This is a genomic window from Syntrophomonas zehnderi OL-4, assembly GCF_000983115.1.
In the GTDB taxonomy this organism is placed as follows: Bacteria; Bacillota; Syntrophomonadia; order Syntrophomonadales; family Syntrophomonadaceae; genus Syntrophomonas_B; species Syntrophomonas_B zehnderi.
In genome coordinates this window covers 39,367-65,470 of the sequence record NZ_CGIH01000027.1, presented here as the reverse complement: position 1 = coordinate 65,470, position 26,104 = coordinate 39,367, and the positions used below count along the sequence as shown (strand labels likewise).

The following is a 26,104-nucleotide window of genomic DNA, read 5'->3' as shown; positions in this document are numbered from 1 at the left end:
AAAAGCAGACTAACCTAAAGGCTAGTCTGCTTTTTCCAAATAAATAACCCAACGAAAATATTGACTTGGTAAATTTGAAATCGGCAGCCGGCTCACTCCTCGTAAATGCCAGTAATCGTTCAAATCCTACCTTCGGCTTCTATTTTTGAAGGTTTGTATTTATTTAATTATCTTTGATTTATACATGATTTACGCTCCAAATTTAATATCTTGACCTAAACCAAATAGTGCTTCTTGCCCGGTATTTTGTGAAATTCATTTTCTTAATTCGTCAAAAATATAATCGTTTAGTATTTTGATATGTGTACCCTTCATCCCCAGTGATCTGGATTCTATCACCCCGGCACTTTCAAATTTGCGCAAAGCACTAACGATTACCGAACGGGTGATACCTACTTTGTCAGCTATTCTGCTGGCCACCAGCAAACCTCCGTCACCATCAAGTTCAGCCATAATGCTCTCTATGGCTTCCCGCTCCGAATAAGATAGGGTTGCCAGGGCAATTTGCACCGATGCTTTTTTACGAGCATCTTCTTCAATCCGCTCAGTGCGCATACGCATAATTTCATTGGCTACAACTATAGTCCCATATTCCGCCAGCACTATGTCCTCATCAGTAAAAAGCTTGTTTTCACGAGTCAGGATCAAAGTCCCTATCCGTCTAGCACCGCCAAAATTGGGGCAGATAGTCCAAATACGCGTGGAGCAGCCCGTACAGTTGGGATTATCCATATTGAAAATACATTTACGTCCGTCCTGGAAGGTAATATTACTCTTGGTTTCCTGAATATTCAGTAATTCTTGATTAAAGCTCTCCGGGAAACGCTCGGCATGATTAATCAAGCGGTCTATCTCCGCACAATGTACTCCTTCTGCAAATGCATAACCTATTATGTGGCCTCTCCTGCCTACAATAAATACCGTACACTCCATGTTTTCTGATAAAACCTCGGCCATTTCAAAAAAATCAACAGGATTCCCTGAGATTTTTTGGAGTATGCGGTTAATCGCTCGGGACTTCTCTAACATTGTTTTCACATAAATAACCTCCTATAAAATGTACCTGCTGAGATCATCGCTGGCCACGATTGTTTTAAGTCTCTGCTCTACATACGTCCGATCAATAACTACTTTTTGGCCATGCATATAGGCTGATTCAAAAAGCAGATCCTCCAGGACTTTTTCCATAATCGTATGTAAGCGCCGGGCACCAATATTTTCGGTCCGGGCATTCACCTCATAGGCAATTTCCGCAATATAATCTATGGCCTCCGGGGTAAAAACCAGTTCCAAATCTTCCGTTGATAACAGAGCTACATACTGCTTTATCAAGGAGTTGTTAGGCTCAGTCAGTATCCTTTTTAAGTCTTCCTTTTGCAGGCTTTCCAGTTCAACCCGAATCGGAAATCTCCCCTGCAATTCTGGAATTAGATCCGAAGGTTTGCAGACGTGAAAAGCTCCAGCGGCGATAAAAAGGATATGATCTGTTTTCACCGGACCATATTTGGTAATAACCGTTGATCCCTCAACAATCGGCAGTATATCACGCTGAACACCACCGCGGGAAACATCCGGGCCATAATTGCTCTCCTTGCTGGCTATTTTGTCAATTTCGTCTAAGAATATCAGGCCATCTTCTTCCACCCGTCTGATGGCTTCCCCTTTCACCTGATCCATATCAATCAATCGCTGGGCTTCTTCGTATGTTAATATCCGGCGGGCTTCCTCAACCGTAACCTTACGTTTTTTAGTTGTCTTGGGCAGCAGCCCCCCAAAGGCCTCCTGGATATTTATGCCCATCTCCTCGACCCCTGAGCCGGAGATAATCTCCATAAAAGATTGATTTTTCTCTTCCGTTTCAATTTCGATTATCTCCTGTTCCAGTTCCAAACGGTTTAGCTTCTGCCTAAGGATTTCCCGTTTTTGTTCGACCTCTTGAATACGTTGATCGAAGCCTTCTTCCCGGGAATCAGCTTCCTGGTTCGAACCCATAAAAAGATCCCAGGGGTTTTTTATGTTGCGATTTTTTCGTTTGGGCAAGGGCAATATGTAGTCCACAATCCTTTCTTCGGCAAGTATGCGTCCTTTGTCTTCCACCTCCTCTAGTTTTTCTTGTTTTATCATGCGAATGGCGGTTTCAACCAAATCCCGTACCATGGAATCCACGTCCCGCCCCACATAGCCGACTTCAGTAAATTTGCTGGCCTCTACCTTGATAAACGGAGCTTTAACCATTTTGGCCAGCCGTCTGGCAATCTCTGTTTTTCCCACTCCAGTAGGGCCAATCATGATAATGTTTTTGGGATATATTTCCTCACTGAGCTCCTCCGGTAAAAGCTTGCGCCGGTATCGGTTGCGCAATGCAATAGCCACAGCCTTTTTGGCTGCATTTTGCCCGATAATATGCTTATCCAATTCTTCCACAATCTGTTTAGGGGTAAGACTGTTTTTCAAATCAATAACCTCTCTTTAAATATGGTAATGGAAAGGAAAAATGCACAGTTAACAATGGTTTAAGGTATTTTGACAGACTATCATAATCTTATTAAAAAAATATACAAATCAAGTATAGGATCTATTGCTAAGAATCATGCCACAGGCAAAGTGAAATGAATTTTGACACTGATAACACCGATGTTTTATGATTTGCGTTTCTTCCCTTTAATCATATCCTGGATAGGGGACTTATTTACTATAGGAACTGACATTATTGTCCCAAATCATGTTTTAGGGATTAAATAAACTAATCACTTCGAAAGTTAAATTAAACTGGAAAAGTCTTTGTTATCGTGTCTGATAAAATCCGGGTTTTCACTTATAGGCAATACTACTCCAATACTTCAACGTTTATATGGTCATTAGTATAAACACATATTTCCGAAGCAATTTTCAAGGCCTCATACGCGATGTCCCTAGCCGATAAATCAGTAAACCTAGCCAGGGAGCGCGCGGCGGCCAGGGCATAGCTGCCGCCTGAACCTATCGCCGTAATCCCATCTTCCGGCTCAATTATTTCCCCATTACCGGAAATAATAAACATAGTATGGCTATCAGCTACGATCAATAGGGCTTCCAGTTTACGTAGCACCCGGTCACTGCGCCATTCTTTAGCTACTTCAACGACTGCACGGGTTAAATTACCTCCGCTTTCCCGCAGTTTATCTTCAAACTTGCCAAAAAGGGTAAATGCATCGGCTACCGATCCAGCAAAACCCGCTAAAACTTGCCCATCGTATAGTTTTCTAATTTTTACGGCATTGTTTTTCATGATGGCATTTTGCCCGAATGTAACCTGTCCATCACCGGCTATCGCAGTTTCTTGTCCTTTTCTTACTGCGATTATGGTCGTGGCAGAAAACATAAAATCACCTCCGCGGATGGCTTTCGTTATATATGGCCTTTATTTTCTCTTTAGTCAGATGTGTATAAATCTGGGTGGTGGAAAGCTTGACATGTCCCAAAAGCTCCTGTACTGACCTTAAATCAGCCCCGCCGTTTAACAGGTGGGTCGCAAATGAATGCCTAAGCGTATGGGGACTCACCTTTTGATTGAGCGTCACTTCATCAACGTATTTATTAATGATATTCCTTACACTGCGGCTTGATAACCGGGTTCCATATTTATTGAGAAATAAAGCATCGCTATCTTCACGGGTCTGGTTTTTTTGTAGCAGACTAGGTCTGCCGTACTGCACATAATTAAGTAGTGCGGCCTGGGATTGGCTGCCTAAAGGTGCCAGGCGCTCCTTGTTGCCTTTGCCTTTTAGCTTGATATACGCTTCATCCCAGTCGATATCGGACACATCCATATTTACCAGCTCACTTACCCGCATACCGGCCGCATAAAGGGTCTCAAGAATGGCTTTGTCTCTTAAACCGACCGGTTTTTGTGGGTCGGGTGCATCCATAAGGAGTTCTATTTCCGATGGATATAAAAAGCGGGGCAATTTTTTCTCCTGTTTAGGAGTGGAGACATTAGCGATAGGATTACCGGGCAGTAAATCCTCCCGGCACAGGTACTTTACGAAAGAGCGCAGAGCGGCCAGCTTTCTGGCCATGGTAGCTCTGCTTAAGCCATTGTCCTGCATATTAGCCAGGTATTCCCGGACGGTTTTATGGTTTAATAACTGGGCCGAAACCTGTTCGGGCGGTATCTGGTATTCCTGTGATAAAAAGTCAAAAAACTGAATTAAATCAGTTTTATAGCTGACCAAGGTTAAATTGGAGGCACTTTTTTCAACCCGCAAGTGGGTCAGGAAACCTTCTATATGTTGATAAAGCATGGAGTTCCGCTCCTGTCTTTCATTCCTATAAAAAATGTAACATAACCTGTAATTTTTGACAACCTATTGCAAATACAATTCTGAAAACTTGGACATTTCCCGTTCTGATCGTTGGACATATTGCTGATATCTAAGCCTTTTATCTTTTACCTTATTATCCAGGGGAGGAAGAATCCCAAAATTGGCGTTCATAGGCTGAAAGTCATCGGGATTAGAATGGCAGATAAAATCCACCAACGCACCCAGCATGGTATAAGAACTTAGTGATACCGGGTGCTGATTACGAATATAACGAACCGCATTAATCCCAGCCAGAATACCGGTTGCCGCTGATTCCATGTAACCTTCCACTCCCGTAATCTGTCCGGCCAGGAAAATCCCGGGGTCGTTTTTATATTGCAGGGTCTTTTGCATGGTACGGGGACTGTTTATATACGTATTTCGATGCATAACTCCATATCTTACGAATTCTGCGTTTTCCAATCCCGGAATCATCCGAAAAACCCGATCCTGTTCTCCCCACTTGAGCCGGGTTTGAAATCCTACCAATCCATAGACCGTCCCGGCTTGGTTTTCCTGGCGCAATTGTACAACCGCCCAGGCTCTCCTTTCCGTGCGTGGATCTATAAGTCCCACCGGACGCATGGGACCATAACGCAGGGTGTCTATACCACGACGGGCAATTACTTCAATCGGCATACAGCCGTCAAAAAACATTTTTTTATCTATATCGTGCCCGGCGGCCGTATCCGCATCGACTAAAGATTGCCAGAAATTCTCGTATTCTTCCTTATTTAATGGGCAGTTAATATAATCATCGTTCCCTTTGCCATAACGGGAGGCCCGAAAGATTTTATGAGGATTTAAACTATTTAAGGTTACACTGGGAGCAATGGCATCATAAAAGTAGAGGTTATCCGCTCCGGTCAGCTGAGCCATATCTTCGAAAATTCCCCCGGCAGTCAGCGGTCCGGTGGCTATGATGTTCACTCCCCCCCGGGGGATGGTTTTTACTTCCTGGCGGATAATCTCCACCTGGGGGTGTGACGCCAATCGTTTGGTTACCAGGGAGGAAAAAATCTCCCGGTCAACTGCCAGGGCTGACCCGGCCGGAACTCTGGCTTCCTCAGCGCACGCCAGGGTCAAAGAACCCAGGATCCTCATTTCATTTTTTAACAATCCCTGAGCTGTATCCGGCAAAGCAGATTTTAAGGAATTGCTGCACACCAATTCTGCTAAATGGTCGGTTTGGTGTACAGGTGTTGGCACTACCGGCCTCATTTCCCATAATTTTACCTTTATGCCGGCCTGGGCAATCTGCCAGGCAGCTTCCGAACCTGCCAGTCCCCCGCCAATTACATTGACTGCTTCCATTAAGCTGCTACCTCTTTCCTGGTCTTTACGCCTGTTTGACCTGTTTGCATTGAGGGTTCTGGCATATGATCTGAATTTCCTGGGCGCGGTTCGTTTTTTCTACCATAGCATCACCGCATACTGAACATTTCTCACCCGTAGGTTTGTTCCAGGAGCGAAACTCACAATCAGGATAATTCTTGCAGCCATAATACCTGCGTCCCTTTTTTGATTTTAGGGCAATAATCGGCCCGTTGCAGAGGGGACAGTTAACCCCGACTTCTTCATTAAGAGATTCGGTATAACGACATTCAGGAAAACCGGAACAGGCCACAAACTTTCCGAAACGGCCATATTTGATAAGCATAGGTTTCCCGCATTGGGGGCAATCCTTACCGGCTTCCTCATCCTTTATCTCAATTTTTTCTATTAGTTCCTGGGCTTTGTCTAGATCTTCCTTGAAGGGGCCATAGAAATCACGAACCACTAGCTTCCAATCCAGTTCTCCCTCTTCAACCATATCCAGGTCTTCTTCCATTTTAGCGGTAAAATCTACATCCATAATATTTCCAAAATGTTCATCTAAAAGTTCAACAACTATAAACCCCAGTTCGGTAGGGACAAACTGTTTGTTTTGGCGCTCGGCATAATGTCGCTTAAGAATAGTATCAATAATGGGCGCATAGGTGCTGGGTCTGCCGATACTCTTTTCTTCCAGCAATTTAACCAGACTGGCCTCTGTGTAACGGGGCGGAGGCTGAGTGAAATGCTGCTCGGCAATAATATCATCCAGTTTTAAAATCTGGCCGATCTTTAACTGAGGTATTGGATTTTTTATTTCTTCCTCGTCATTCTCCGTATAGATTTTTTTATAACCCGGGAATTTTAACTGCGATGAATGCGCCCTTAATCCATAATCACCCGCCTGTATTTCTACCCCGATAGTGTCATACAGTGCAGGCGTCATTTGGCTGGCCACGAAACGTTCCCATATAAGCTTATAGAGCCGGTATTGATCGCGGCTTAGGTACTCCTTGATGCTATCTGGAGTTCTCCCCACGGACGATGGTCTTATAGCTTCATGCGCATCCTGGGCAGACTTTCTGCCTTTATACTGGTTCGGTGTTTCCGGCGCATACTCCCCGCCAAAGTTATCTTTAATATAACCTAGGGCCTCATTTTGGGCTTCAGTCGCAATACGGGTCGAATCAGTTCGCAGATAGGTGATTAAACCCACAGTGCCTTCCTTCCCAATCGCCAGGCCTTCATATAATTCCTGGGCAACCCGCATCGTTCGGTTAGAAAAGAAATTTAATCGTTTGGACGCTTCTTGCTGTAGAGTACTGGTGATGAATGGCGGATGGGGCTTTTTGCGTTTTTCTTTTCTTTCTATGTTAGTCGTCTTAATCTTGCTCTTTTGCAAATATTCAAGCACCGTGTCTTTGGCCGCCGCACTATTGATTTCCAGTTTTTCGCCTTTATAACTATTAACTTTGGCTGTAAAACTTTCATTTTTTGCGGTTTTAAGCTGAGTCTCTATCGTCCAGTATTCTTCAGGCGTAAAAGCCTGGATTTCCTTTTCCCGGTCGCATATCATCTTGACAGCTACGGACTGAACCCGGCCGGCCGATAGTCCCTTGCGCACTTTAGCCCACAGCAGGGGACTCAGATTGTAACCCACCAATCGGTCTAGTACCCGGCGGGCTTGCTGAGCATTCACCCTGTCCATATCAATCGGCCGAGATTTTTTGAGAGCCTGTTTTATTGCATCTTTTGTGATTTCATTGAATTCAATCCGGCAATTGGAGCCGTCCGGTATTTTCATGGCATTTTGCAAGTGCCAGGCGATCGCCTCCCCTTCCCGGTCAGGGTCAGTAGCCAGTAGAACTCTATCAACCTTGCTGGCCTCACTTTTAATCTCTTTGAGCAGATCGCCTTTGCCACGAATCGTTATATACTGGGGTTCAAAATTATTTTCTACATCTATACCCAGTTTGCTTTTTGGTAGATCCTTGATATGTCCAACCGATGCCTTGACTTTATAATTTTTTCCCAGGAATTTTCCGATAGTTTTGGCCTTGGCAGCCGATTCAACGATCACAAGTGTAGTCTCTGCCAAAATATCACCTCTTTGTTTTTTATGGACGCGAATAACGTGATTTGCGCGGTTTTTAAATTTTTATTCAAACACCCGGCACTCAACAGCAGTGTAGCTCTAACCCGGTTCAAGGTCGGGCTGAGTGGCGGGGAATCCCCGAAGTAATACTTTAGTTTCAATTAACTATACGCTATCTGCAACATCATCGTATACACTTAAAAACCTGGTTTAAAGTTGCCAATTTCGGAAAAAGGAAAATTAAGCAAAACCCTAAATAACAAACCCAGTGTTCTTCAGTGTCCAAAAAGAACCGCGTAAATCTGCGCAAATCACCATTTAGTTACTTCTGATCCTCTCCTAAAAGTCGCTATTATGGTTGCCGCGTTATCTGCGTCTATTTATTACCTATTACTTAAGTTCCCATCGGAAACGATGGTTACAATTATAGCCGGGTTTACGTTCTTTGATAGTAATTACCTGGGAGGGCTTTAATTATGCCTTTAAATTCCATCTGCAGCAGACAGCTGCTTAATGTTCCCATATCTAAACCAGTATTATAAATAATATCATTAATATGCACAGTGGCATCATCCAAATAATTAATTATCTTTTTTTCTATTTCACTTAAGACAAACAGTTGCTCCTGTATTAATTCGCTTATTTTCTTATAGTCAGGCCGATATTCAAGCAAAATATCCTCCGGCTCGGTAACCAGTTCAGCTCCCTGTTTGATTAATCTATTGGTTCCAATACTGCTCTTTCTGTCCACCGGTCCCGGTAGGGCATAGACATCACGACCCTGTTCCAGCGCGAAGTCGGCTGTGATTAAAGCGCCGCTGCGCTCTTGAGCCTCGATCACCAGTACGCCCCGGCTGAGTCCTGATATAACCCGATTCCTTAGCGGGAAATGACCAGGTTCAGGATGTGCCTGGGGAGGAAACTCACTAATGACAACGCCCTGACTGATTATCTCGGTATACAGGCGGGCATTTTCAGGAGGATAGATAACGTTTAGACCGCTACCCAGTACAGCTGCGGTTTTACCGCCTGCTTCCAAAGCTCCCCGATGTGCCTCGGTATCAATGCCTCTAGCCATGCCGCTTACTATTACCATACCCTGAAGAGACAATTCACGGGCAAAGCGCCGCGCCTGGCTTCTTCCATAGTTGCTGGCTTGGCGGGAACCAACCACTGCCAAGCATACCTGCTCTAGGGTTTCTATCTGTCCTTGGTAATATAGAATATATGGGGGATCGTAAATCTCGCTCAGCTTAGATGGATAATCTTTATCATCTAGTGTAGTTATTTTAATTCCGCGGGCAGTAATTTCATTCAGTAAACGCGCTGGCTCAGATTCGCTGCGAACTTTAACTATATTATTACATATTTCAGCCTTTAAAAAGGAAGAATGCAACTCCTGGCTAGGCGCAAAAAAACAATCCTTAAAGCTGCCAAAATACTTTTTTATTTTGCAAAGGCTGCGACTGCCGATGCCTTCTAGGCTGTGCAAAGCCACCAGACAGGCTATTTCATTTGGTTCCATCGACCCCCACCTCTAATCTTGCTAGTCTGAATAACTCTACAGCCATTGATAGCATAAAAAAAACCACTATGCAAGGTATATATAGAATATACCCCTTTAATTACATTTTTGTCTTATATTGCTTTCCTAAAATACGGGGGTTCAGGGGAAAATATTTAATGACTAAAAAACGGAGGTGTTTAATATGTTGAATGGTATGCAGGATTATAAAAATACGGTTATTAAGAAAGTGACCGGCGGCGACAGGATCGATCCAGGAGCCTTCAGTATAGGCGAAACCGGCTGGTGGCTTTTTCATGCCGCGGCTATTGCCGGAGTTTATGCTTTAGGTGTAAAAATGGGGCGGCGTGAATATGAATAAGAGGTAATTATTTATGAAAGAGGCTGATCAAAAAAAATCAATCCTAAGGCCGTCAGTTTTAAAGCTGGAAGTAATCCAGGATCAAAGTGTTTTTGAAGACGTATGGCTTCCCATTGGAGATGATAAGGAAGCCGATGTGGCTCACCTAATCGCTCAAGGGCGGATACGCAAGGGCTAGACGGCCTGAGGAACACATTTCCGCTTTATTATCATAACATTGGTTAAGGTAGAAAATGAAGCAGCTTGATTGTCTGATCGGCATGGTAATCATATACTTTGATAGCTATCGTGTAGGCGTTTTTTTTAGGCAGATAAAACGAAATGTCAAGCTCTATCTCAGCTTGTTTCTTTTTTCGTACCACCTGATAACAGGAATTAAATACGGGCTGGTTGTAATCAATATCGATTTCCCAGAATTCAATACAATCCGCAAAGTTTCGTTCATTCCAGTTATCAGGTAATTGGGGAGGCTTAAAAAAGTCTATGCCCACACTCAGCCAATAATAATTACTGCCGCAATCTTTAATAACAGGGGTTTTGATTAGAATAACTCCTGTTTGTTTTTGGTTCGGGATTGTGTTTGTCAAGGGGTTAGCAAAGATTAAAAATGAACCCGCTTGGGCTTTTATCAGCCGCTTCAGACTGGTTTGCAAAGCCAGCTGGCTGTTATCACAGATCAGCCAGCGGCGGTCTGATTGCTCACAAACCTCTGCTGTTGTACCTGATCCACCAAAAAAATCAGCCACCAGATCCCCGGGGCTAGTGGCCATATCAATCAGACGCCTTAGTAATTGACGCGGTTTTTGGGTGGGGTAGTGCAGATTTTCAAAAGCCGTAGGACTTAGAATTTTATTGATATCCGTCCACCAATCCTGCAATATTGCGCCCCGTTCCGATAAACGGTAGTTGCTGCCCTTGATGGCTGTAAGGCCCCTTGCCAGGGTACCCTGGGTATAGGGACGGTATTGGGGCTGAAAGGTGTATTCTTGACTGCGCGCATACCAAAAAATCATATCATGTTTGCGCTGCAGGTGTTTTTTGGTATTGCTCCCACCGCTGTAGCACCAGACAATTTCATTGATAAAGTTGCCACGGCCAAATATTTCATCCAGCAACACCCTCACATAATGGCTGACATGCCAATCCACATGCACAAAAATACTGCCATGTTCGTGGAGTATTTGCTGCATTAGTTTAAGACGCGGATAGAGCATGGATAGGTAAGCATCGATATCCCATTGATCTGTAAAGGCATTTCGTTCAAAACTGGGTTGTCCTGCTTTTTTGCCTTTAATAACTGAGCGATATCGGGCCTGGCTCATATAAGGGGGGTCGATATATATCATTCGCGGACGCGGGGTGTCCGGACTTCCCAAAAGATATTCGAGCACATCCAGGTTATCCCCCCAGTAGTATTGATTCAAAATGGCAGAATCCAGATCAGCAGCGGAATTGAAATCAACCCCGCCCGATTGAGTCGGTTCATCTGGGGTGTGGGGAAAAACCCTTTCCAGGAGGGCAAAATCAGGTTTGTTTTCGACCGGTGCAGGCGAATCCTTACCCTGCCACATCAACCTGACAGTATTGGCTGATGGTTTGATATTATCCCTGCTTTCGTGATTAAAATAGACGCTTGTTGACGCGGTTTTCTCAGACATAGATTTTTGACCCTGATTAACACTGATTTTTTATGATTGACACTAAAGTTAAGTTATTAAAGACATGGCAGAGTGGAAAATTCCAACCGTCACTTGAGCATCGGCGGGGATACCCTCCCTTTCGGGAAATGCTGGCATACTTCGTTTAAAATTAAGGCAACCGCTTAAGTGTTCATAATACGTTATTTTATTTAAGTGTCACTCAGTAACTAAAAAAACTGTGTTAATCTGTGTCTTTTTCTCTTTATTTTATACTAGCATATTAAACCTTCAGCAACAAAAAACGCGTTGGCGGTTTTTGGTTTTTTATCTTTGATTCATTAATTTGAAAAATTAACCGAAAAAATAACCATAATAAGTAATAGCCTAACCAAAGGTGCTTTTGGGAATGGCTCCCCACTCTACTTCCGGGGAGCCACTTCACTGATGACTTTTATTAACTTAGTTCATACGCAGTTTTTTGCGCCTGTAATACAACTGGTTGTCCCTAATTGAATGTTCCCTATGCCAAGCAGCTTATGCTTTTACCGCTGGTTTTTGGGTCTGCCAGACGCTGATCCCGCTGGCTGCGCAGATCGTCATTTCTATTCCTGAACATTTAGTCCAGGTTTTCTGTCTCAGTATGGCCTAATTACTGGTGCGTGTAGTTTTTGCCGCTTACATCTAACGGGCCAACCCGGATTATATTATCGTAGGTAAAAGCAGTTTCACTGTGGGAGAGATACACGGAAAAAGGCACTGCCATGGCTAGAATAACTGCCAGCAACACCATTATCAATAGATTGTTTTTCATAGCCATCTCCCCCTTCATACTTTTATACATACTTCTTTAATTGCTTTAAGGCTGCCTTTTCCAGACGTGATACCTGAGCCTGGGAAATGCCTATTTCTTCGGCAACTTCCATTTGGGTCTTGCCATTAAAAAACCTTAAAGAAACGATGTGTTTTTCCCGTTCATTGAGTCTTTTTAAAGCTTCGTCAATCGTTATGGTTTCCAGCCATTGCTCGTCCGTATTACGGTCATCGCTGATCTGATCCATCACCAGGATAGGATCTCCGCCATCATTATAAATAGGTTCAAAGAGCGATACCGGTTCCTGTATGGCGTCCAGAGCAAAAACGACTTCTTCTCTGGGTACATTAAGCTGCTCAGCCATTTGGGCAATAGTAGGTTCTGCGGAATTATCGGATAAGAGTTTTTCCCTTACCTGCAAGGCCTTGTAGGCGATATCCCGGAGGGAACGGGATACCCTTACGGCATTATTATCCCGCAGATAACGCCTTATCTCGCCGATAATCATGGGCACGGCATAAGTTGAAAAACGCACATTCTGGCCCAGATCGAAATTATCAATGGCCTTTATTAATCCGATGCAGCCTACCTGAAATAAATCATCTACAAACTCGCCCCTATTACTAAAACGCTGGATCACACTCAAAACTAATCTTAAATTCCCCTGGATCAATTTTTCCCTGGCTTCCATCTGCCCGGACTGCATCTCGGCAAAGAGTTTTCTCATCTCTTCATTTTTTAATACAGGTAACTTGGAGGTATTGACACCGCATATCTCAACTTTGTTTATCAAAAGTTCACCCCTTCCTGCATTTCTTTTTTAATTATTTACTTATCTGTTAATTATTATTCTTCTTAAAAAACTAGCTCGAAGGAGTGGGGTATAGGTTAAGTCAATTTTAAAAAAAGCCCGATACGGGCCCGGTCTATTCTATTTTTCTTATCTCCCGTTGCAGCCTTTTTAGTATCCTTTTTTCCAATCTGGATATATAGGATTGTGATATCCCCAGGATATCGGCTACTTCTTTTTGGGTTTTCTCAGCACCGTCATTTAGTCCAAAACGTAATTGAATGATGGTTTTTTCACGGCTATTCAATTTATGCATTGCCTGCCAAAGCAGCGATTTTTCCACCTCGCTTTCAATCGTTTTATAAATCATATCTCCATCCGTACCCAGTACATCTGATAACAATAATTCATTCCCATCCCAATCTACATTTAAGGGTTCATCCAGGGATACCTCCACCCGGTTTTTTAAATTGCGCCGCAGATACATAAGGATTTCGTTTTCGATGCAGCGAGACGCATATGTAGCTAATTTAATATTTTTTTTGGGTTCAAAGGTATTGACCGCCTTGATCAAACCGATCGTGCCTATAGACACCAAATCTTCAATATTTATGCCTGTATTTTCAAATTTCTTAGCTATATAGACCACCAGACGCAGATTGTGCTCAATAAGAGTAGATTTTACGGTGCCATCCCCTTGATCAAGCCGGGATATCAGCTTGAGTTCCTCTCCTTCTTTCAACGGAGGTGGCAAAACCTCCGCTGAACCAATATAATGAACAAACCGGGGTAGTTTTTTTCTAATATACCACTTGATAATACCGAGTCTTAGTGAAGCAAGTCTGGCCTGTAAGTTCAATGCTCAGCCCCCCTATCTTTACCCTTTATACACGACTTCAGACGGAATCAACATTTGATAATCATCCTCCAGGGTTAGTTTATGAGGATAGATGCCCACTACCAGGTTTTTATGCTGGAGCTTTTTTTTGCCCAGATTTACCACCATTTCATCACAACGCACTCCAATTAACAGCCCGTTTTTCTTGCCGATTGAAGAGAAGGGGATTAAACGCATCCGGTTGGACCAGGTACTCATGCTGATAGCTTCCAGACGTTCATTTTCATCCGGATGGTTTTCCAGGGCCAGCTTGAAATCTTCCGGCAGACAGGTTTTAAGCAGGGCATATTCAGCCACCACAATGGGACGCTGGGTCAAAGGATCACGCAGCCCATTGCCGGTATCCAAAAAACCCTCCCCCCGACAAATCAGATCGCCAAAACGAATGCTGACCGGATATTTCAACAAGGCCGGAATCAGGGTCTGATTCAAGTATTTCTCAGCCCAGAAACCAATTATTAATACACATATAATACCCGCCAGTAAATAGAGATACGACCAGGAAACCGGCTGGCTCCCATGGGGCAGCAAATAAGGAACAGCCAGGCTGGCCCCGGCTACTGCACAGCTTATCCCGTAAAAGTACAGACAAACTTGCTTAAATTTCTGCCAGTTGTGAAATCCAAAGGCTAATAAAATAAGTACTACTGACGCGGTTAATTTAGCCGGCAGGCAGTATAGTAGCATCAGAAAGTCGAAAAGATACCCTACTGCGTATACACCGCCTAAAAAAGACGCCAACAACAAACGGGGATATTTTATTCGTATGCGGCTTAACCTGGCACTGGCCCATAAGATTAAAAAATCCAGGATAAAATTGATTAAGAAGGTCAGGTCGGCATAAACTTTAGGTTCATTCATGATGTTTTTTCATTTGAAGCCATATCTATGTCTCCTATTTTTATATGATTTCTTTTTTAAAGTATGTATTCCAAATTATAGGTAATCATGGGGCAGCAAATTGTTGTTTTTAGGTATCTTCCTAAGACGTTTTTTTTGAGAAAATGAAAAAAACCGAGGAATTCCTTCCTCGGCCATTATCTAATCATATGTAAAAGTAGCGTTTTAGCGGTTACGTCTTAAAAACGGAGGTATTTCCAAATCATTTTTGTCCAGGAACGTATGGGGACTTTCCAAACTTCTTGGGCGTACCTGGGGTTCATTGACAACTACTTTGGGTGTGTCAAAGCCTGTCGCAATAACAGTTACCCGAACTTCATCCTCCAAACTTTCGTCAATATTGGCCCCAAAAATGATATTGGCTTCCACATCGGCCGATTGATGAATAATCTCGGCCGCTTCGTTAATTTCAAACAAAGTCAGATTACTGCCACCGCTAATGTTGAACAAGACTCCCCGAGCCCCTTCAATGGAAGTCTCCAATAAGGGACTTGATATAGCTAAGCGGGCCGCTTCAGACGCCCGATTATCCCCCGTAGCCCTGCCGATTCCCATAAGAGCCGAACCGGTGTTCTTCATTACGGTCTGGACATCAGCAAAGTCACAATTTATAACGCCGGGAACCGCAATTAGATCCGAGATACCTTGCACACCCTGACGGAGAATATCATCGGCGATGCGGAAGGCATCATTAAAAGCGGTATTTTTCTCCACAACTTGCAGCAGTCTGTCATTGGGAATGGTTATAAGGCTATCCACTTCATCTTTTAATGCCTGGATGCCGCGGTCGGCTTGTTGATTTCTTTTGCGACCTTCAAAACCAAATGGCTTGGTGACGACCCCAACCGTTAACGCACCCACCTGTTTGGCCAGTTTGGCAATAATCGGAGCTCCGCCAGTACCGGTTCCTCCGCCCATTCCAGCCGTAACAAATACCATGTCGGCACCCTGCAGGGCTTTAATGATCTCATCTTCATTTTCCTCGGCGGCCTTCATGCCAATATCGGGATCAGCACCTGCACCCAATCCCTTGGTGAGTTTTTCACCTACCTGGATTTTTTTTTCCGCTTTTGAAAGAAATAATGCCTGAGCATCAGTATTCACGGCAATAAACTCCACACCTTTAAGGCCGGCTTCAATCATCCTGTTTATCGCATTATTACCCCCACCGCCAATACCAATTACCTTGATATCTGCAAATTGTTGCATTTCCACATCAAAATCCAATGGCATTACTAAACCTCCTCTGTTATTAACCGAATAAATCTTTAAGCCAGTAATTAATTCTAGCCAAGATGTTGGACATTCCCTGATAATTATCGGTCGCAGCCAGGTCGATCAAATTGGCTCCATAACATATACACCCTAAGACAACCGAATTCTGCGGCTGGTTATACTCCCGCTGTAAACCCTTTATGTTATCTGGTACCCCCAGTCGAACCGGAATATTAAGATAGGACTCCATCATTTCCGCAATCCCTGTCAGTTGAGCACCCCCTCCGGAAATCACTAATCCTCCGGGGAGGTTATCAATGCAGGTGTTTTGGTTTAATTCGGCCTGAATCATCTCCACCATTTCTAAAACCCGGGCACCAACTATTTCAGCGATTACATGCTGGGAAACCTGTTTTAGTTCATTTCCCTGTATGTTTCGAACATTAACGGTAATATCAGAACGGGCTAAAGTGGTTGATGCTACTCCGGCTTCTTCCTTGATCCGACTGGCTTCTTCAATGGATGTTCTGAGAACAATGGCTAAATCTCTGGTTATATATTCTCCCCCTATGGGCAAAACAGCAGTGGAAGATAAGCTTCCCTGCTCAAAAAGACTGATTTCGGTTGTACCGCCACCCATATCAACAAGCGCCACACCCATCTCCTTTTCAGCCGGCATCAACACTGACTCGGCCATAAGTAGAGGGCTGTATACAAGCCTTTCCAGTTGAAGGTTAATGCGGTTGCTGCACCTTTGCAGGTTCTGTACTGCGGCAGCGGCGGCAATTATAATCACGACCTCGGCCTCCAGACGGCTGCCCATCATGCCAACCGGGTCTTTTACACCATCATAACCATCTACAATATACTGACGTTCAATTACCTGCACAATTATTTTATCCGGCGGCAACGCGATATTCCGGGCAGATTGCAGCACCCGTTGTTTATCTTCTTCAGTTATTTCATCGTTAGGATTGCCTACTGCAATTACGGCATGATTATGTACAGCAGTCAGGCTTATTCCGGAAAAACCGCTTAAAGCACTCGCTATTTCAATACCAGTTAATCTCTCCAACTCGTTTAGGCATTGATCTATGGAACGGGCCGTATTCTCAATATCTACAATGTTGCCCTTGCGCAAGCCGACCGAAACCACCTGGGATAATCCCAGAATATTAACGTTACCGGGGGAAATTACCTCACCCAGGGCAGCCTTTATTGAACTTGAACCCACATCCAAACCAACTCGTATATACCGTTTGTTAATGCCAAAACACCCCTTAAGTTCCTTCTTGCATTAAATACCACAAACGTATATACAATCCCTCTTTTACCGAATAATTTTTATCAGTATTTTTTCAAAAGATATCGACGAATAATCCCTAAATTTTGAAATAGTCTAGATCCAAATACTATCACTGCGGCCAGGTATAACTCCAAACCCAGCCGGTCACCCAGATAAGCTAGACCGGCGGCTAATAATGTATTGGTAACAAAGCCGCTGATAAAAATAATATTATCAAAAGAATCTTCCATGTAGGCACGAATCCCGCCAAAAACCGAATCCAGGGCAGCCAATACCCCAATCGACATATACTTTACATATATCACCGGCAGAAGGATAGGTAGCTGGAAACCGATTAGCACACCTATCAAAAGACAAAAAAACGTTAATAACCACATTAATTTAATTCCGCCTTTACTGTTTTTTCGGTTTACTGAAATTAAACTTTACGGCACTACCATAAGCGGGAATTTCAACCCGATCGTTCTTTTGGATTTGCACCTGCAGGCTATAGTATTTAAGTTCCTCAACAATACCGCCTTTTATGGCTAGTCCACTTTCCAGAATCTGAGGATCGCCGATTGCTCTTATGATAAAAGGAGGGCCAATTTTATTCGAATTAACCAGAATAGTCGTTCCGGCACATCGGATTTCAGACATGGCTATGATTCGTTCATTATTAACCGAAATAGCTTCGGCACCAGCGGCCTTTAATTCATTGACTACCCTTAGAATGTCTTTGTCATGTATGATATACGAGTTAGGATCTTCATCCACCTGCACCGTTCGTGTACTGTCATTTAAAGTTACTACAACCCCCGGCCCTTCAACGGCCAGCAGGCCGGCTGCCATATTGGCTTTTTTAAGTTCATCCTGTATTCCGGCCGTAGCATCGTTATTATTCTGTACAGAAGCGATTTTTTCCCTTAGGGATATTACTTCCCGGGCTAGAGAATCCCTCTCCTGAGTTACATTGTTTAGCGTAAATAAAAGTTCATCAGACCTGGCTCCGCGGAGGTGTAAATCAGAATTTTGGGTATTTTTAAACTGCACTGCCAGCATGATGCCAAGAATTAAACATACTATCATAATGGAAATTTGTCCACTTTTATTGCGCACTCAATCACCCCCTATATCTGGTTTTAACAACGGGCTGACCTTTAAATCTTAAATCAACGTAATCAAGTATATCCCTGCCCTCTTCCTGTAAATTATTTTCTATTTTGATTACCTCACTAAAGTCCTTGGCTTTTTGTTCTAGCCTATCCATATTACCAAAACGAACCTCAGTACCTTTCATAGTATAAATAAATAATGATTGATCTTTATTGGAATAGTGGAATTGGGATATGTTTTTCCGGTTTGAATCGCTAAAGGCTTGCCAGACTTCCCAGATCATATCTGTGGCCTTTTTATTTACAGCCTGTCCCAGGTTCACCCGTTCTGGAAACTTATCCATAGTAATAATGGGTATATAATTTTTAGGCATCTCATTGATTTTATCAATACAGATGCCTTCTTCGTCAATCAGCAAAAAAATATCTTGATATGGTAATATGGCCCAGCTCTGACGCTCCGTTACCTTGATTTCAATAGTTTGGGGAAAGTGCCTTATTATCTGAGTATCTTTAACCATAGGATGAATCTTTACTGAATTCTGGGTTAACTCCCGGTTAACTTGGAATATATTGGTTCCAGGGGATACTCCAGCCAAAGCCAATATTTCGTTACGGGATACCTTTTCATTACCGCTGACTTTGATAGTGGCAATATTGAAAACAGAGCTGTGCAGGAATATATATACACATACCAACACCGCCAATATCAGCAGAGAAATTTTAAAAGCTTTGTGAGTGTTATTGGTTTTCGCCATATTCATTACCTCGATTTAAGTTGCCAAATTCTCTAAAGAGTTCAGTAAGAATTATATCAAATTTTCTGACAAGAATATAGCTAACAAATAATGAGACCGGTGACTTAATGCACCAGTCTCCTTTCAATATCCGCTCCTAATCGCTTTAATTTTTCATGAATATTTTCATAACCCCGATCAATGTGATCCAAACGAGATATCTCTGTTTCGCCGGCCGCCCAGAGACCCGCCAGGATAAGTGCGGCTCCGGCTCTTAAATCTGTGCTTTCCACGATCGCCCCTTCAAGTTCTCCGCCTTTTATTATGGCGGCCCGGCCTTCTACTTTAATATCCGCCCCCATCCTTCGAAATTCCTGCACATGCATAAACCTATTTTCGAAGATCGTTTCCACCATTACGCTGGTACCCGGTATGGTAGCCAGCAAAGCCATCATTTGGGCCTGCATATCGGTAGGGAAACCAGGATGGGGCATGGTTTTGATATCGGTAGGTTTATAATGGTTCTTACCTATCAGGCGTATTCCTCCTGACCAGGGCAGAATCTCCACCCCAACTTCGCTAAGTTTGGAGACAACCGGCTGCAGGTGTTCCATTACTACGTTCTCTATCCATACATCCCCCCGGCTAATCGCCGCAGCAACCATAAACGTACCTGCTTCAATACGGTCAGGTATGACTGAATGTTCAACTCCACCGAGTTTTTTTACCCCTTCAATCCTTATGGTATCGAGCCCGGCTCCCCTAATTTTAGCTCCCATGCAGTTTAAAAAGTTTTGCAGATCAACTATTTCCGGCTCCCGAGCCGCATTGCGGATAATGGAAGTCCCGGGCGTCAAGGCGGCTGCCATCATAATATTCTCGGTCGCCCCCACACTGGGTACATCCAGCATAATTTCTTTCCCGCGGGCTGACACTTCCTTGCCGTACATGTAGCCAAACCCTTCGGTGATATCATACCCAAGACTATTGAAACCTTTAATATGCAAATCCATGGGACGCGAACCGATCGCGCACCCGCCTGGATAAGCAACCCGGGCTTCCTTAAAACGCCCCAGCAAAGCACCCATTACTAGATTGGACGCGCGCATACGCCGGGAAATATACTCGGGCAGTTCAAAACTATTAACCGAACGTCCGTCTATAATCAGACCTCTACCTTCGCGTTTTACTTTAGCCCCTAATATTGATAAGGCATCGGACATAACATTTATGTCTTCCAGGTCAGGAACATCGTTTAGGAGCACTTCACCTGATGATAACAAACTGGCTGCCATAATAGGCAAAGTAGCATTTTTGGATCCGCTTATGCTTATTTGGCCTTTTAGACTTCGGCCCCCCCTGACCAACAAACGTTCTTCCAAAATAACACCTCCGCCAGGAATTAAGTCTATAATTTTGATGGAGAATAATTATTAACCAGCTTAACTCCCAGTTTCCATATATCACCGGCCCCCATTGTTATTAAAAGATCATTATCACGAATCTCTTGGTGTAGAAAAGATTCAATATCATCCAGGGTAGGAATATACAAGGCATTGCAGCCGACTTTACGAGCCATTTGATAAATCAATTCTCCGCTAACCCCATTAATGGGTTTTTCACCGGCGGAATAAACATCGGATATGATAACTAAATCGGCTTCCTTGAAGCAAGCCCCAAACTGTTCGGCCAACAAACCGGTCCGGGAATAACGATGAGGCTGGAAAACCACCACTACCCGATCATAATTTAAACTTTGGGCCGCACTGATGGTCGCTTTTATTTCCGTAGGGTGATGCGCGTAATCATCAACCACCATACTCCTTCCTTCCAGGGTGCCAAGCACTTGGAAACGCCGTTTGGCACCCTGGAAATTAGACAAGCCGGCCGCTGCAGATTGGAACGAATAACCTAATTCAAAAGCTACCGCAACTGCAGCCAATGCGTTTAGGGCATTATGTCGGCCAGGAACCAAAAGTTCTATCTTGCCCAGAAAATCCTGATGGCGATAGACATCAAAACTGGAGCCCATTCCCTGCACCTGCCAGTTTTTAAGACAATAATCAAACCTACTGTCTTCACCGTAGGTAATCACCCTGCCGGACAGATTACGTTGAATTTCCTGCAGGCATTGGTCAGCGCCATAAATCAAAGCAAAGCCGTCCGGATCAACCTGGTCGAGAAATTGTTCAAAGGCTTTTTTAATACGATCAAAAGACTTATAAAAATCCAGATGGTCGTTTTCGATATTGGTTACAACCGATATAAAGGGCCGCAATTCCAAAAACGAAGCATCACTCTCATCCGCCTCAACCACAAAATACTCTCCTTGACCTAAACGGGCATTAAGTTCGCTGCCCTGAATTTCTCCTCCTACAATAAAAGTTGGATCCAGGCCACAGGCCTCCAATACTGTATACAACATGGAGGTAGTGGTGGTTTTACCATGCGCACCCGCTATGGCAATCCCTTTACTGGCATTAGCCAGGCGGGCCAATATTTCACCCCTTTTAAGTACGGGAATGCCGCGCCTTCTGGCTTCCTGTACCTCAACATTGTCCTCGGGAATGGCCGAGGATATGACCAGTAAATCAACCCCCTCCTGAAGGTATGCGGATGAATGACCCTGCTTTATTTCCACGCCGATGTCGGTTAGTTTTTTGGTTATTTCATTGTTTTGCAGATCTGAACCACTTACTTTAATGCCTTGTTCTTTCAATACCCTGGCTATTCCGCTCATGCCTGCTCCAGCTACTCCTACCATGTGAACCCATTGACTGGAATCTGTGGTCATATCCTCATCTCCTTAATCATTTGAAAAAATCCCTAAATACACTTTATAGTATGCGTTATTAACAAAAGTGGTTACATTTATGGTTTAAAGCCTGTCCAGGTCAGACGCATAGTTGACCGAACATCACCACAAGTGATTGATACAGATCACGTAGTTTCTGCGACTTTTTTATTTAGTTCATTATGGGGAATCCTTACTATAATCCCCCGGTCAGTATTGTTTTCTAATTAATCACATAGACAAGAATAATTTGCGTCTATTAATTAAAATTTTAGTTAACTACTCGCTAAACTAATTATTTCATCCACAATGGCGTTTAGGGCATCGGGTTTGGCTTCTTTATGTATATTCTTCCCCATTTGGTTTAATAGTTGTGGGTTATTTTTTAGTTCCTGGATCTTCTGATATAGAGTATAACCATCAAAAAACTCATCGATAACCATCAAGGCAGCATTTTTATCGACCAATGCCCGGGCATTCTTTTCCTGATGATTGTCCGCAGCATAAGGGTACGGAACTAATATAGCAGGTAGACCCAGGATACTCAATTCGCAGACTGTGCCGGCACCCGCCCGGCAAACAGCCAAATCTGCTACGGCCAGGGCTTCTTCGATATTATACATATAAGGAAACATGGTTAATCTGACACGCATTTTGCTTCTATCAAACCTGCGCTCCAGTTCTGCTTGGATCTCCTCGTAGGCACTCTCCCCGGTAATCCAAACAATCTGCAGTTCCTCGTTCCGGCTTAAATCCAAATAATCCAGCATGGCCCGGTTGATAGTCATGGCTCCCAGACTCCCTCCGAATGCCACCATGGTAAACAGGTTTTTATTAAGGCCCAAATTTATACGAGCCTTTTCTTTATCAACCGTCATAATTTTTTTGCGCACGGGCAAACCGGTAACCTTGAGGTTGTGGGCAGGCAAATAGGAAGCAGCCTCCGCAAACGTTAACAGGACACGATCAACCCTTTTGGCCAAATTGCGATTAGCCAAGCCAGGAAAAGCATTTTGTTCATGAATAATGGTTTTTACGTCAAAAAAAGTACCGGCTAATACTATAGGAAAAGAAACATAGCCTCCCGTTCCTACAATTATATCCGGCTGAAATTCCTTTATAATGGTGCGGGCCTGAAAAAAACTGGCTGGAAATTTAATCATGGATTTGCTGGCTTTAAGCATCGAGGAGCGGTCAATACCGCTTATATCTATGGATTTAAAGGCTATATCACTGTCCGGGACGATCCTGCTCTCTAATCCTTTGGCCGTACCTACATAGAGCAGTTCTACATCCTGGTCCCTTTGTCTTAATTCAGCGGCAATAGCCAGCGCCGGGTAGATATGTCCGCCAGTACCGCCGCCGGTAAGTATTACTCTCAATGTACACACCTCACCTGTAAGAACTATATCTGGATATATTTAATAGTAAACCTACACTGGCCATGGAAAAGAGCAAGGAGGTTCCGCCGTAACTAATAAATGGCAAGGTTATCCCGGTAACCGGCAACGCCCCTGATACGACCCCGATATTTATAACCGCCTGAAATACGATCTGGGTAGTAATCCCGGCCGCTAACAAACTGGTGAAATTATCAGGTGCATTTAAAGCTATTTTAAACCCTCGCCAGGCAAACAGCAAAAACAGAATAATTACTAGGCTAATGCCGATAAAACCAAGCTCCTCACCTAAAATAGCAAAAATAAAATCCGTATGTTGCTCGGGCAGGTAAAAAAATTTTTGGCGGCTCTTTCCCAATCCCAGCCCAAAAAGCCCCCCTGAACCTAATGCGTATAGGGACTGAATAGTTTGAAAGCCCTCATCGCTGGCATATTTCCAGGGATCGATAAAGGCCACTACCCTTTCAAAACGATAAGGTTCCAATATTATGGCCGCTGCCACTGCCGTAAAACCGGCCAGGGAAATATAGCCTAAATGTGACCATTTGGCCCCGGCTACCACCAACATAAAGAAAACTGTTCCGGCCAGTACAAAGGATGATCCCAGATCCGGCTGCATCATTATAAGTCCGCAGGCCAAAGCCAGTATAAACATATAGGGTAAAACCCCTTTGGTGAACGAACCAATTTTATTCAAGTTAATTTCCATAGTTTTGGCAAGAAAGATGATCATAGCCAGCTTGGTAAACTCCGAGGGGGAAAAGCGCATCGGGCCAAACCCCAATTGTCGCGAAGCCCCTTTGGCATCAATCCCCAGCGGGGTTATAACCGCGATCAAGCAAATAAATGCAATAATAATCAAAGGAATCGCCAGAGCTTTAAGTTTTTCGAGGTTGATCTTCATGGCTAAAATCATGAATACTAAACCAATTAATGTCCATTGCAACTGTTTTTTAAAGAAGTAATAGTAGTCCCCATAATCGATATTGGCGGTAACCGCACTGGAGCTGAAAACCATAACCAATCCAATGCCTATCAGGGCAAGCGTGGTAATAAACAATACAAAGTCGGGAGGACCTTTTTTTAGCCGCACTGCCCTAACACCCCCTGTAATTAGTAAAAATCATTAATCTTGAAAAGGACACAACCACCTATGAAAATAGTTGCGTGGACGCGGAAGCTGAAGCTTCCTCTGCATTGGAGCGGCCACAGGTCGCCCCTACAAATTGCCGGTTTATTTTAGCGTTACGACGATACTGTTAATAGCGGTTGGTTGATCAAAGACAAAATCCCCTTGCAGGGACTACTGCTGCTCCCTAACGGTCACCATTAAGGTTGCGCCCTACGGGCACTACTGATATGAACTTCGTTCATAATTAAGGTTGCACCCTACGGGCACTACTGATATGAACTTCGTTCATAATTAAGGTTGCTGTGTAAATCTGTCTGTATAATCTGTGTCTATTTTAACCGCGTAAATCCGCGTCTATTAAAAATCTTTTTTCCTGCTAAGCAAAAGTCTCATTTACCAGTTGCCCTACTAATTCGCAAAACAAATCGCCCCGGTGTTCATAACTAGGGAACATATCCCAACTGGCGCACGCTGGGGATAACAATACCACATCCCCCGGTTCAGCCAGACGTTGGGCAAGGTAAACTGCCGCAGGAAAGTCTTCTACCTCATGTATATTCCGGTAACCTAATTCCATTACCGCAGATTTAATCTGTTCCCGAGCCTCCCCCAAAAGCACTAATTCCTTAACTTTTCCCGGGATCAGTTCGGCCAAGGCAGTGAAACTGCCGCCTTTAGAGCGACCCCCGGCAATTAACACTATCGGATCGTCAAAGGCTTGCAGTGCTTTCATTGTAGATTCGGGGTTAGTCCCCTTGGAATCATTAATATACAGTATGTTGTTATGAATGGTCACTTCTTCCAAGCGGTGTCTTACCCCGCCAAAGTTTCTTAAAGAGCTTATTATACTAGCCGGACTTACCCCGTCTGCCCAAGCCATGGCAGCCGCACAGAGAATGTTTTCCAGATTATGTTTACCCCGCAGGCGTATTTCTGGGAGGGACAACAAGCTGCAATGCTCGCCGCCCCAATTAACCTGTATGGATTGCTCAGCGATATAGAACCCTTCGGCCAATTCCTGTTCCACCGAGAAGAAAATAACCTGCGAATTGGCAGATAGAGCCAGGTTTCTGACTATTTCATCATCGTAATTAAGAATCAAATAATCAGCGGCAGTATGGTTTTTGAAGATGTTTCTCTTAGCCTGTATATATCCCTGCATACTTTTATGCCGATCCAGATGATCTGGAGTAATGTTTAAAATACCGGCAACATGGGGGTTGAAAGATTGGGTGCTCTCCAGCTGAAAGCTGGAGGCTTCAACAGCAATATATCCTGATTCCATTTCCTCTATCAGGCTGCACAAAGGCACGCCTATATTACCGGCCGCTGCAGCATTCCTGCCGTCTGTTTTTAAAATCATCTCCAACAAAGCAGTCGTGGTCGTTTTGCCGTTCGTGCCGGTTACCGCCAGCATTTCAACTTGAGGGGACTTCAAGAGAAAAGCCAGTTCTAATTCACCAATAACCCTGATTCCTCTCCGATAAGCCTCTTGTACGGGGTCAATATCTAGGGGTACCCCGGGGCTTACTACCAATAAATCTATCCCTTGATGTAAAGGGGGATATGTACCCAAAAAGATTTTGACCCCCAAATCTTTTAGCCAGGCTGCTTCAGCGGGCAATTCCTTTTCTGTTTTGGCATCATATGCAAATAGAACGGCTCCCCTTTTATGCAATGCCTTTACCGCTGCCATACCGCTTCTAGCTAAACCCACCACCAGGATCTTTTTACCTTTAAACAAAATAT

24 protein-coding genes are annotated in these 26,104 nt (G+C 43.8%); 2 read left to right on the top strand and 22 right to left on the bottom strand.

Going from position 1 to position 26,104, the window contains the following annotated elements:
* Positions 1-255: 255 nt before the first annotated feature.
* The 7 genes from codY to dprA all read right to left on the bottom strand — a co-directional run bounded on the left by codY (position 256) and on the right by dprA (position 9,277).
* The gene (gene codY, locus AAV90_RS07625) at positions 256-1,038 is read right to left on the bottom strand and encodes a GTP-sensing pleiotropic transcriptional regulator CodY (RefSeq protein WP_046497372.1); all 783 of its coding nucleotides are present in this window, start codon (positions 1,036-1,038) and stop codon (positions 256-258) included.
* A 12-nt stretch (positions 1,039-1,050) separates the two neighbouring features.
* On the bottom strand, positions 1,051-2,454 hold the full coding sequence (gene hslU, locus AAV90_RS07620; protein WP_046497370.1) for an ATP-dependent protease ATPase subunit HslU: 1,404 nt from the start codon (positions 2,452-2,454) through the stop codon (positions 1,051-1,053).
* A 373-nt stretch (positions 2,455-2,827) separates the two neighbouring features.
* Positions 2,828-3,361, bottom strand: coding sequence for an ATP-dependent protease subunit HslV (hslV, locus tag AAV90_RS07615; RefSeq protein WP_046497368.1), 534 nt, complete (start codon positions 3,359-3,361; stop codon positions 2,828-2,830).
* A gap of 4 nt (positions 3,362-3,365) precedes the next feature.
* Entirely contained in the window at positions 3,366-4,283 is a 918-nt protein-coding gene (gene xerC, locus AAV90_RS07610) for a tyrosine recombinase XerC (RefSeq protein WP_046497366.1), read from the bottom strand.
* A 63-nt stretch (positions 4,284-4,346) separates the two neighbouring features.
* On the bottom strand, positions 4,347-5,657 hold the full coding sequence (trmFO, locus tag AAV90_RS07605; RefSeq protein WP_046497364.1) for a methylenetetrahydrofolate--tRNA-(uracil(54)-C(5))-methyltransferase (FADH(2)-oxidizing) TrmFO: 1,311 nt from the start codon (positions 5,655-5,657) through the stop codon (positions 4,347-4,349).
* A gap of 25 nt (positions 5,658-5,682) precedes the next feature.
* Entirely contained in the window at positions 5,683-7,755 is a 2,073-nt protein-coding gene (topA, locus tag AAV90_RS07600; RefSeq protein WP_046497361.1) for a type I DNA topoisomerase, read from the bottom strand.
* A gap of 433 nt (positions 7,756-8,188) precedes the next feature.
* The gene (gene dprA, locus AAV90_RS07595) at positions 8,189-9,277 is read right to left on the bottom strand and encodes a DNA-processing protein DprA (protein ID WP_046497359.1); all 1,089 of its coding nucleotides are present in this window, start codon (positions 9,275-9,277) and stop codon (positions 8,189-8,191) included.
* Positions 9,278-9,461: 184 nt separating this feature from the next.
* On the opposite strand from dprA, the gene AAV90_RS14900 reads away from it, so the two are divergent.
* Complete coding sequence (locus AAV90_RS14900; protein ID WP_157609512.1) at positions 9,462-9,638, top strand: hypothetical protein; 177 nt, start codon at positions 9,462-9,464, stop codon at positions 9,636-9,638.
* Between the two features lie 13 nt (positions 9,639-9,651).
* The gene (locus AAV90_RS14895; RefSeq protein ID WP_157609511.1) at positions 9,652-9,816 is read left to right on the top strand and encodes a hypothetical protein; all 165 of its coding nucleotides are present in this window, start codon (positions 9,652-9,654) and stop codon (positions 9,814-9,816) included.
* 43 nt (positions 9,817-9,859) lie between these two features.
* On the opposite strand, the gene AAV90_RS14080 is transcribed toward AAV90_RS14895, so the two are convergent.
* The 15 genes from AAV90_RS14080 to murD all read right to left on the bottom strand — a co-directional run bounded on the left by AAV90_RS14080 (position 9,860) and on the right by murD (position 26,099).
* Complete coding sequence (locus AAV90_RS14080; RefSeq protein ID WP_084691513.1) at positions 9,860-11,296, bottom strand: DNA methyltransferase; 1,437 nt, start codon at positions 11,294-11,296, stop codon at positions 9,860-9,862.
* A 631-nt stretch (positions 11,297-11,927) separates the two neighbouring features.
* Positions 11,928-12,089, bottom strand: a complete 162-nt coding sequence (locus tag AAV90_RS14890; protein WP_157609510.1) for a hypothetical protein — start codon at positions 12,087-12,089, stop codon at positions 11,928-11,930.
* A gap of 22 nt (positions 12,090-12,111) precedes the next feature.
* Entirely contained in the window at positions 12,112-12,882 is a 771-nt protein-coding gene (sigG, locus tag AAV90_RS07585; RefSeq protein WP_046497357.1) for an RNA polymerase sporulation sigma factor SigG, read from the bottom strand.
* A 133-nt stretch (positions 12,883-13,015) separates the two neighbouring features.
* Positions 13,016-13,699 carry an RNA polymerase sporulation sigma factor SigE gene (sigE, locus tag AAV90_RS07580; RefSeq protein WP_242847515.1) on the bottom strand — a complete coding sequence of 228 codons (684 nt, stop codon included), beginning with the start codon at positions 13,697-13,699 and terminating at the stop codon, positions 13,016-13,018.
* Positions 13,700-13,756: 57 nt separating this feature from the next.
* Positions 13,757-14,638, bottom strand: a complete 882-nt coding sequence (locus tag AAV90_RS07575; protein WP_046497353.1) for a sigma-E processing peptidase SpoIIGA — start codon at positions 14,636-14,638, stop codon at positions 13,757-13,759.
* 204 nt (positions 14,639-14,842) lie between these two features.
* Positions 14,843-15,910, bottom strand: a complete 1,068-nt coding sequence (ftsZ, locus tag AAV90_RS07570) for a cell division protein FtsZ (RefSeq protein WP_046497351.1) — start codon at positions 15,908-15,910, stop codon at positions 14,843-14,845.
* 19 nt (positions 15,911-15,929) lie between these two features.
* On the bottom strand, positions 15,930-17,126 hold the full coding sequence (ftsA, locus tag AAV90_RS07565; protein WP_242847508.1) for a cell division protein FtsA: 1,197 nt from the start codon (positions 17,124-17,126) through the stop codon (positions 15,930-15,932).
* A 113-nt stretch (positions 17,127-17,239) separates the two neighbouring features.
* A complete protein-coding gene (locus AAV90_RS07560; protein ID WP_046497346.1) occupies positions 17,240-17,575 on the bottom strand; it encodes a small basic family protein in 336 nt (111 codons plus the stop codon).
* 16 nt (positions 17,576-17,591) lie between these two features.
* Positions 17,592-18,296: a DUF881 domain-containing protein gene (locus tag AAV90_RS07555; RefSeq protein WP_046497344.1), complete on the bottom strand. Its 705-nt coding sequence runs from the start codon at positions 18,294-18,296 to the stop codon at positions 17,592-17,594.
* A 4-nt stretch (positions 18,297-18,300) separates the two neighbouring features.
* A complete protein-coding gene (locus AAV90_RS07550; RefSeq protein WP_046497342.1) occupies positions 18,301-19,050 on the bottom strand; it encodes a cell division protein FtsQ/DivIB in 750 nt (249 codons plus the stop codon).
* A gap of 104 nt (positions 19,051-19,154) precedes the next feature.
* A complete protein-coding gene (gene murA, locus AAV90_RS07545) occupies positions 19,155-20,411 on the bottom strand; it encodes a UDP-N-acetylglucosamine 1-carboxyvinyltransferase (RefSeq protein WP_198142835.1) in 1,257 nt (418 codons plus the stop codon).
* Between the two features lie 26 nt (positions 20,412-20,437).
* Entirely contained in the window at positions 20,438-21,823 is a 1,386-nt protein-coding gene (gene murC / locus AAV90_RS07540; protein ID WP_046497336.1) for a UDP-N-acetylmuramate--L-alanine ligase, read from the bottom strand.
* A 275-nt stretch (positions 21,824-22,098) separates the two neighbouring features.
* Positions 22,099-23,214 carry an undecaprenyldiphospho-muramoylpentapeptide beta-N-acetylglucosaminyltransferase gene (gene murG / locus AAV90_RS07535; RefSeq protein WP_242847507.1) on the bottom strand — a complete coding sequence of 372 codons (1,116 nt, stop codon included), beginning with the start codon at positions 23,212-23,214 and terminating at the stop codon, positions 22,099-22,101.
* Position 23,215: 1 nt separating this feature from the next.
* A complete protein-coding gene (ftsW, locus tag AAV90_RS07530) occupies positions 23,216-24,316 on the bottom strand; it encodes a putative lipid II flippase FtsW (RefSeq protein ID WP_046497330.1) in 1,101 nt (366 codons plus the stop codon).
* Positions 24,317-24,731: 415 nt separating this feature from the next.
* Entirely contained in the window at positions 24,732-26,099 is a 1,368-nt protein-coding gene (gene murD / locus AAV90_RS07525) for a UDP-N-acetylmuramoyl-L-alanine--D-glutamate ligase (protein WP_242847506.1), read from the bottom strand.
* Positions 26,100-26,104: the final 5 nt, after the last annotated feature.